At 73.6% G+C, this 9521-nt stretch carries 3 protein-coding genes; 1 reads left to right on the top strand and 2 read right to left on the bottom strand.

The genetic code is table 11. The features are described 5' to 3' along the window. Positions 1-3: 3 nt before the first annotated feature. Together BSZ37_RS05290 and BSZ37_RS05285 are read right to left on the bottom strand one after the other, a co-directional pair. A complete protein-coding gene (locus BSZ37_RS05290) occupies positions 4-2784 on the bottom strand; it encodes a cation-translocating P-type ATPase (protein WP_095509541.1) in 2781 nt (926 codons plus the stop codon). 116 nt (positions 2785-2900) lie between these two features. Further along, positions 2901-3800 (bottom strand): zinc metalloprotease HtpX, encoded by a 900-nt coding sequence (locus tag BSZ37_RS05285; protein ID WP_095509540.1) that lies wholly within the window; start codon positions 3798-3800, stop codon positions 2901-2903. A 2130-nt stretch (positions 3801-5930) separates the two neighbouring features. Between BSZ37_RS05285 and BSZ37_RS05280 the strand changes: the two genes are divergently transcribed. After that, a complete protein-coding gene (locus tag BSZ37_RS05280; protein WP_179299486.1) occupies positions 5931-9296 on the top strand; it encodes a CHRD domain-containing protein in 3366 nt (1121 codons plus the stop codon). The last annotated feature ends 225 nt before the right edge of the window (positions 9297-9521 follow it).

The following is a 9521-nucleotide window of genomic DNA, read 5'->3' as shown; positions in this document are numbered from 1 at the left end:
GGGTCAGGCCCCGGCCCGCCGCCGCCGCCACCACTTCTCGAGGCCGATCGCCGGGATCACGACGAGCGCTACGACGAGCGCCTCACCCCACGCGTGGGCTGGGATCGGTGCCGAGCCGAAGACGGCGTGCATCACCGGGAGGTACACGAACCCGAGCTGGAGCACGAGGAGCGACCCGATCCCGACGTACACCCACGGGTTGCTGAACAGGCCAATCTGGAGGACCGACTCCTTCAGCGAGCGGCAGTTGAGGAGGTAGAAGATCTGGAACAGGATGACCGTCGTGACCGCCATCGTCTGCGCCTCGCCCAGGGCCGCGGCCGCTTCCACGCCCGCCGCCAGCGCCTCGCGATATTCGTTGAGGAACAGCCCGATGGCGCCGGCCGCCATCAGGAGCGCCACGGCGACGGTGCGGCCCACGACGAACCGGCTCAGGATCGGCGCGTCCGGCCTCCGTGGGGGCCGCCGCATCACGTCGCGCTCGGGGGCCTCGAAGGCGAGCGGCAGCGCGAGCGCCACCGACGCGACGAGGTTGATCCAGAGGATCTGGACGGGGAGCATCGGCAGCAGCGCCTCGCCCCCGACGATCGGGAAGAAGGCGACGGCCACGCTCAGGATGACGGCCAGCCCGAGATTCGTCGGGAGGAGGAAGGCGAGGGCCTTGATGAGGTTGTCGTAGACGCGGCGGCCCTCCTCGACGGCGGCGGCGATGGAGGCGAAGTTGTCGTCGGCGAGCACCACGTCGGCGGCCTCCTTCGAGACGGCCGTGCCGGTGATGCCCATGGCCACGCCGATGTCGGCCTGCTTGAGGGCGGGCGCGTCGTTGACACCGTCGCCGGTCATGGCGACGACCTCGCCGCGGGCCTGGAGCGCCTGCACGAGCCGGAGCTTGTGCTCGGGGGCCACGCGCGCGAACACGTTGTGGCGCGCGGCCGCCTCGCGGAGCGCCTCGTCCGAGAGCCGTCCGAGCTCGGCGCCCGTCACGGCCTCCTCGCCGGGGTCCGCGAGGCCGAGCGCCTCGCCGATGGCCCGGGCCGTCTCGGGGTGGTCGCCCGTGATCATCTTGACCGTGATCCCGGCCGCGCGGCAGGCGCGGACGGCCTCGACGGCCTCCGCGCGCGGCGGGTCGATCATGCCCTGGAGGCCGAGGAAGGTGAAGCCGGCCTCGACGTCGGACTCGGCCAGTTCGGCGTGCGAGCCGCCCGGCCGGCGGACGCCGCAGGCGAGCACCCGCATGCCCTGGGCCGCGATCCGCTCGACCTCGGCGAGCACGGCGGCGCGCTCCGCTCCCCCCTCGGGGAGGGCGCACCGGCGGAGGACGGCCTCGGGCGCACCCTTGACGTAGATCGCCTGCCCGCCGCCGGGCTCGCGGTGGAGCGTCGCCATGTACTGACGCTCCGACTCGAACGGGACGGCGTCGAGACGGGGGTGCGAGACGCGGAGCGCCTCGGCCTCCAGGCCGAGCTTGTCGGCGGCCGTCACGAGGGCGCCCTCGGTGGGGTCGCCGGTGAGGGCCCACGCGTCGCCCTGGCGCTCGACCGTCGCGTCGTTGCAGAGGGCGCCGGCGGTGAGGAGCGCCCGGACGGCGTCCGGGACCGGGCCGGGGACGGCGACGCCGTCGTCCGTGACGAGCGCGCCCTCGGGGGCGTAGCCGACGCCCGTGAGCCGCCACGCGCCGGCCGGCGTCCACAGCGCCTGGACCGTCATCTCGTTCTTGGTGAGCGTCCCCGTCTTGTCGGAGCAGATGACCGTCGTGCTCCCGAGCGTCTCGACGGCCGGGAGCTTCCGGACGACCGACCGCCGCCGGGCCATCCGCTGCACGCCGATGGCGAGCGCGATGGTGACGACGGCCGGGAGCCCCTCGGGGATCGCGCCGACGGCGAGCGTGACGGCGGCGAGGACGGCGTCGCCGAGGGGGTACCCGCGGAGGAGGCCGACCGCCAGCAGCACGACCGACACCGCCACGATCCCGGCCGTGATCCACGTCCCGATGACGCCGAGCTGCTTCGTGAGCGGCGTCTCGAGGTCGTCGGCCTCCTTGAGGAGCGCCGAGATCCGGCCGAGCTCGGTCCGCGCGCCGGTCCCCACGACGACGGCCGTGCCCGTCCCGTAGGTGACGAGGGTGCCGCTGTAGCCCATGCTGCGGCGGTCGCCGACCCCGGCGTCGGCGTCGACCGGCGCGGGCCCCTTCTCGACCGGGACCGACTCGCCGGTGAGCGCGGCCTCCTCCACCTTCAGCGTCCGCGCCTCCAGGAGGCGGACGTCGGCCGGCACCTTGTCGCCGGACTGGAGGGCGACCACGTCGCCCGGGACGAGGTCGGCGGCGGGGAGCGACTGGCGGCGGCCGTCGCGGAGCACGGTCGCCAGTTGGGGCACCATCGCCGAGAGGGCCTGGATGGCTTTCCCCGCGCGGTACTCCTGCACGAACCCGATGATCGCGTTGAGCACGACGACGCCCAGGATCACCAGCCCGTCGAACACCTTCCCCGTGAGGATGGCGAGCCCGGTCGAGGCGAGGAGGACGTAGATGAGCGGGTTGTGGAACTGGCGGACGAGGATGGAGAGCGCGCTCTCGCCGCCGTGCTGCGGGAGCGCGTTCGGGCCGTGCTCGACCAGCCGCCGGGCGGCCACCTCGGTGCTCAGGCCGAGGTCGGTGGTGCCGAGCGCGGCGAGCACGTCGGCTGTCGGCCGGGCGTGCCAGGCGTCGGCGGGCACCTCGGGGGGCGCCGGGGGGAGGGGGCGCCGCTCGGCGGCGGGGGACGGGGTGAGGGTCGAGGTCGACATGGGGGTGTCGTGGGGAGGCGGGCAGGTCCCGCCGGGGTCGGGGGCTGGCCGCGGCGGAGGCGGCCCGTGGGGAGAGCACGTGGAGGTCGCCGAGGGGCGGCCTCGTGAACCGGAGGTCAGCGCAGGGCCGACGCTGAAAGGCCGGTGGCCTCCAGACGGGGGCTGATGGCCTCCAGACGAGGGGACCGCACGGCGTCCCTCGCTAGAAGCCGGGCGACCCGCTCCTCCATGGGCGGGTGCGTCGAGAACAGGCCCGCCAGCCGCCCACCGGCCAGCGGGTTGGCGATGCAGAGGTGGGCCGTCTGCGGCCGCTGGACCGACGAGGGCACCACCTCGGTCGCCCGGCCGAGCTTCTGGAGCGCGCCGACGAGCCCGTCCGGCGAGCCGGCGAGGTCGGCGGCCGTCGCGTCGGCCTCGTACTCGCGGGCGCGGGAGACGGCGAACTGGACCATCATGGCCGCGAACGGGGCCACGATCGCGACGACTAGGAGCGCGAGGGGGTTCGTCCCCTCCTCGTCCGAGCCCCCGAACAGGGCCGACCACTGAGCGAGGTTGGCCAGCGTCATGACGGCGCCCGCGAGCGCGGCCACGACGGCCATCGTCAGCGTGTCGCGGTGCTTGATGTGACCGATCTCGTGGGCGATCACGCCCTCCACCTCCCGCCGCGTGAGCAGGTCGAGGAGCCCCTGGTTCACGGCGACGACGCCGTGTGCGGGGCTCCGGCCCGTCGCGAACGCGTTGGGCTGCGGGTCCGGGACGAGGTAGAGCCGCGGCATCGGGATGCCCGCGCGCTCCGCCAGCCGCTCGGTCATGGCGTGGAGGTCCGGCGCCTGATCCGGCGTGAGCGGGACGGCCCGCGTCATCCGGAGGACGAGCCGGTCGCTGAACCAGTAGCTCCCGACGTTCATCGCGAGCGCGAGGCCCAGCGCAATCACCATCCCGCCGGTCCCGCCGACCCACTGGCCGACCAGGACGAAGAGCGCCGTGAGGAGGAGCCCGACCTTGAGCGTGTTCATCGTGAAGGGGACTGCGGACGGCGCGGTGCGCAGGGCCCGCCTCTGGGCGGACCGCATGGGCAGACCTCACCGTCCAGGTGTGGAGGGTGAAGGTCTCGCGCTCGCTGGGGCACCGGTCCCGGGGGACGGGACGTGTTGACGATGCCTCCCCTGCCTTACGGCGGAACCGTCCGGCAGGCGCTACTCCCCTTCGTTTGGACCTACAGCGGTACGTCGACTTGGCCAGCAGACAGGGTGCCCCTGCGGCCGGCACTGGTCTCAGACATCAGCCCGGACGCACCGGTTTCGATCCGCCCGCGGAGATTCCGCGCTTCGTCAACCGGCAACCAGGGCGAGGACGGCTGGGCGTTGGCCGAGAGATGATCACGCGGGCATGTGGCATCGTATCAGTCGCAGGGCGCGAGTGGATCGAGAGACGCGTCAGGGGGAAGAGTTCGACACACCCGAACCAAACTGGGTGCCAAACCGGTCCGCCGCCCACAGGGCTCTGTAGAGACGTGTTTTGCGCCTGCCGCGTCGCAGCTTGCACCCGTCGCAGCCATCTGATTGCGCGTTGCAACGAGGCTCGCGGCAGGAGGCCGTGCGGCAGACTCGATCCCGACTCGGGCCGAGACGGGCAGGCACGTCTCCACGACCGCCTACGACGTCCTCTCCCCCGAGGGAGAAGACCGATAACCGGCATCAGCCGGTCGAGCGAGGGGCGCCGTCTGACCGGCCGGCAGCCGAGGCGAAGGTTTGAGTCGCCACTCTACCCAGCCCGCTCGTCCGAGAGGGGGGCCGGGCAACGGCCGGCTGCGAGGCGGGGTCGGGGAGTGTAGCGGCGGCCCGGCGGCGGACGCGCGCGAGGAGGTCGGACTGGGGGTGGGCACGGGAGTCGGCGTCGGGGACCGCGAAGCTATCCCGACGGGGCAAAACCATGCTCTGGTCAACGGGGCGACGGTCCGACGTGGTAGGCGTGGGACCCGTCCCCTCGTACCCAGGGCCCGACTCCTCCGAACGCTCGCCTCCCTCGTCCTCCTCGTCCCGCTCGCGGCGACGGCCCAGACGGCCGGGGACCTCGCCGTCGTCGGGGAGCGGGCCGACGACCCCGACGAGTTCGCCGTCTTCGCTCTCGCCCCGGTCCCCGGCGGCGCCGAGGTCGCGTCCACCGACGACGGGTGGCGGGCCTCCGGGTCGTTCCGTGCCAACGAGGGCGCCTTCCGCTACACGGTCCCCGCGCGCCGGTTAGCTCCTAGACCGGGGAGGCACGAAGGGCCGACCCCGACCGCTGTCCTTGTCCTGGGGGCTCTGGCGACGGCCGCCCTCGGTACGGCTCCATCGGGCTCGCCGCGAGTGCGAGCCCGAGGAGGATGAGCGCGGCGGCGACCAACCAGGGCACGGCGCGTTTGGGGGCGCCGAGGCGGCCGCGGACGTCTTCGGTATCCATGGCCTACAGACGGGCGGGACGCGAGAAACGTGTCCGCCCCGAGCGTTTTCCAGACCCGCCCGGGGTCGGCCCGTCCGCGGCAGCTCTGGCCCGCCTAGCGCCGCGACGCGCGACTCGTAACCGTCGCGATGGGCACCCGGTCCGCGACGACTCCCCCCCGCGCGGCGCGTTCGCGGGCCCCGGCGGGCCGCTGGGACCCGGCCCTCTGGCCCCCCGGGGTCCGGGCCCACCTCCGACTGTCGGCTTCGTGCCATCGGGCGGCGAGCGCGGCGATGGTCACGGCGAGGAGGCCGAGGGCGAGGTGGAGCATGGAGGGCGTGGTGGGACGCGTGCGCCCCGAGATGGTGGGGCGGGGAGCCACCAAGATAGGGGTTTCTCCCATGTCCGGGGCAAGCGGTTGCCCGTGTTCGGCCTCCGGGCCACAGCCGGCCTCTGGCCAGACGGCTCCGCCTGGCGCCGGAGCACTCCGGACACGGTGGGCACGGCCAGCGAGACGACGATCCCCCCGGGCGAGCCGCGGCCCTCACTCGGCCGCCCGCACCCGCGGCGTGGCCTCCAGACCAGCACCGAAGGCGGCGGGAGCGGGGGGAGCGGATGTAGGCGAGACCGCCGTCTCCGGTCAGGACCGGCCTGAACCCCCGGCGACAGTGGATCCGCGGAGCGACGGGAGGAGAACGCAGGGACATCTCATCTCTCTTGTCTCCATGACCTTGCGACTCGTCCCCCGCCTCGCCGCGGTCGTCCTCGCGGCGCTCGTGCTCGCCGTCCCGCTCCGGGCACAGACCTCCTTCTCGGTCACCGTCGCCTCGAAGACGGCCGCCCACCCGAACGCTAGCCAGGGTCACCCTTCGGCCTACTACATCGATGGCGTCGAGGTGCCGGGCCTGACGCTCGAGCGTGGGCAGACGTACGCGTTCGTAATGGACAACGTCTCGGGCGTCCACCCCTTCTATCTCTCCACAAGCGCCACCGGCGCCGGGGCGGGGGTGTTCTCGGACGGCGTCACGGGTAACTACGCCACCGGCATCTCCACGCTCACGTTCACTGTGCCGCAGAGCGCGCCGGACGTGCTGTACTACCAGTGCAGCAACCACGCCCTCATGGGCCTCTCCATGCAGATCGTCGACGCCGGGAGCGGCGGCGGGCAGACGTACACGGCCGCGCTCTCGGGCAGCAACGAGGCCCCCGAAGCCAACGTGACGCTCGCCACCGGCGAGGTCTCGGCCGTCCTCGACGGCTCCGAGTTGACGGTCACCGGCGGGTTCGACGGCCTCACGTCGGGCTACACCGTCTCGCACATCCACCGCGGCTACGCCGGGCAGGCCGGGGGCGTCGAGGTCGCCCTCGACCCGACCCTCGACGCGGACGGGACCGGCGGCACCTTCGAGGCCGCCCGGAACACGTTCACGCTCACGGCCGACCAGATCGCGGCGCTGGGCCGACGCCAGCTCTACGTCAACGTGCATTCGGAGGCGTTCCCGGCGGGGCAGATCCGGGCGCAGCTCGTGCCCGCCGTCGCCGCGGCGTACCGCGCCAACCTCTCCGGCGGCAACGAAGTCCCGGTGACGGTCTCGAACGCGACCGGCGCGGTCCTCGCGGATCTCGACGGGACCACGCTGACCGTCTCCGGCACCTTCGCCGGGCTCGAGAGCGACTTCAACGCGGCCGTCGGGGCCCACCTCCACCTCGGTTACGCCGGGCAGAACGGGGGCGTCACCCTCGCCCTGGCGCCGACGCTCGAGGCCGACAACCGGGGTGGCACGTTCCTCCCGGCCGACAACACCTTCACGCTGACCGCCGAGCAGGCGACGGCGCTCGCCGAGCGGCGGCTCTACGTCAACGTCCATTCCACCGAGGTCGCCTCGGGCGAGATCCGCGGGCAGCTCGTCGCGGCTGGCGCGACGACGTTCCGGGCGACGCTATCGGGCAGCGCCGAGGTCCCGGCAATCCCGTCGCTGGCGGGCGGCGCGGTGATCGTCGAGGTCCTCGGCGACCAGCTCACGGCCTCCGGCAGCTTCGTCGGCGTCGACGACTTCAAGGAGGACGTCGGGGCGCACCTCCACACGGCGTTGGCCGGGCAGAACGGCGGCGTCGTGGTGTCGCTCACGCCGACGCTGGACGGCACCGACGACGGCGTCTTCGCCGCGGCCGACAACACGATCGCCGTCTCGGGCGACCTCACGGCAGCGCTGGCCGCACGGGGCGTCTACGTCAACGTCCACTCCGAGGCCGTGCCGTCCGGCGAGATCCGGGGCCAGGTGCTCAACGCCGCCTCGGTGCCCTTCACCGTCGTCCTCGGCGGGTCCAACGAGGTGCCCGCCAACGGGAGCGACGCCTCGGGCGGCCTCGCGCTGGAGCTCGTCGGGAACCGCTTCACGGCGTCCGGCAGCTTCGCCGGGCTCGAGAGCGCGTACAACGCGGCCGTCGGGTCGCACCTCCACATCGGGCTGGCGGGCCAGAACGGCGGCGTCACGCAGGCGCTCGCGCCTGAGGTCGACGGCGATGGCCTCGGCGGGACGTTCGCCGCAGCCGCGAACACGGTCGAGCTGACGGACGACCAGGTGTCGGCGTTGCAGGAGCGGCGCACCTACGTCAACGTCCACTCGACGGCGATACCGTCGGGTGAGGTCCGCGGCCAGGCGCTCCCGGCGTCGTCGACGCAGCTCCGTGCGGTGCTCTCGGGGCGCGCCGAGGTGCCGGCCAACGACTCGCAGGCGCGCGGCGGCGCGGTGGTCGAGATCGCCGGGGGCAACGCCATCGTGAGCGGCGCCTTCGCCGGAATCGGCGGCTTCAACGAGGACATCGGCGGCGGGGCGCACCTCCACGAGGCCGGCATCGGCGTCAACGGCGACATCGCGTTCTCGCTGACGACGGTGGTCGGCGGCGACGACGCGAGCGGGTCCTTCGAGGCGGACGCGAACACGTTCGCGGTCACCCCAGAGGACGCCGCGGAGTTCGTCGCGGGCGGCTACTACGTCAACGTCCACTCCGACACGGCCCCCAGCGGCGAGCTCCGCGGGCAGGCCGTGCCGGTGGCGGTCCGCCCGCTGGAGGCGTGGCTGGTGGGCGCCAACGAGGTGCCCGCGGTCGACACCGACGCCACGGGCGGCGTGCTCGCCCTCTTGGACGGGACCACGCTGACCGTCTCCGGCGCCTTCGCCGGGCTCGAGAGCGACTTCAACACGGCCGTCGGGGCCCACCTCCACCTCGGGCCCGTCGCCGGGAACGGCGGCGTGGCGTTCCCGCTCACGGTCGCCCTCGGGGCTGACAACCGGGCGGGCGCCTTCGCCTCGTCCGCCAACGTCTTCGAGCTGACGGCGGAGCAGCGGGCGGCCTTCCTGGCCGGCGGCTACTACGCCAACGTCCACTCCGTCGACGCGCCGAGCGGCGAGCTCCGGGGGCAGGTCCTCGTCAGCACCGATCTCGCGCCCGCCGCGCCCGCCGTCACGGCTCCCGCCGACGGCGGTTCGGTGGACCTCTCCGGCGACGGCGAGGCCCCCTTCGTGGTGACGTGGGCCGGCGGCGATCCCAACGCCAACACGGTCGCGTACCGCTGGCAGGTGGCGCTCGACGAGGCGTTCACGATGGTCGTCTTCGACGCCGACGCCGGCACCGCGCCGACGTTCGAGACGAAGGTGGCCGCCATCAACGCCCTCCTCGCCGACAACGGCGTCAGCGACGGTCAGATGATCACGGTCTACCACCGGGCCGTCGCCACCGACGGTAGCTTCACCTCCCTCGGCGCGCCCGCCGCGGTGACGCTCACCCGCGGCACCGCGACGCCCCTCGCTGGCGACGCCGGGGACTTGGCGCTCGCCGTCCAACCCGTCCCGAACCCAACGCGCGGTGCGCTCCTCGTTCGGCTCGATCTCCCCGCGACCGGCGACGTCACCGTCGAGGTGTTCGACGTGCTCGGCCGCCGCGTGCTCTCGCAGGCGGTCGGCGCGATGACGGCGGGCGCCGGGCAGGCCATCGCCCTCGACACGGCGGCGTTCGGCGCGGGCGCCTACCTCGTCCGGATCCGGACGGAGGGCGGCGAGACCTCGGCCCGGTTCACGGTCCTCCGCTAGCGCCCTCGCTCGCGGACCGACTCGGGGCCTGGCTCCTACTGCAGGAGCCGGGCCGCCGTCTGTCGGGGCGGATCCGCCGCGGCCCCGCCGCCCTCTTCCTCGAGCCGACCACTTGTGGACTGGAGCCGCCGTCGACCCCTTGACTTCCGGCTAGAAACAATGGCGGGATCGCTCCAACTGGGATCAGATCCTGACGATCCCACTCGGCGCTGCCGCAATGACGCC

Source organism: Rubrivirga marina (genome assembly GCF_002283365.1).
Taxonomy (GTDB): Bacteria; Bacteroidota; Rhodothermia; order Rhodothermales; family Rubricoccaceae; genus Rubrivirga; species Rubrivirga marina.
Note: the sequence above shows the minus strand (reverse complement) of the source record. Positions and strands in the feature narration are given on the sequence as shown.

Bases quoted from the DNA above. Each gene is read 5' to 3' on its own strand.
- BSZ37_RS05290 (WP_095509541.1), bottom strand. From the start codon at position 2,784: ATGTCGACCTCGACCCTCACCCCGTCCCCCGCCGCCGAGCGGCGCCCC.
- BSZ37_RS05280 (WP_179299486.1), top strand. From the start codon at position 5,931: ATGACCTTGCGACTCGTCCCCCGCCTCGCCGCGGTCGTCCTCGCGGCG.
- BSZ37_RS05285 (WP_095509540.1), bottom strand. From the start codon at position 3,800: ATGAACACGCTCAAGGTCGGGCTCCTCCTCACGGCGCTCTTCGTCCTG.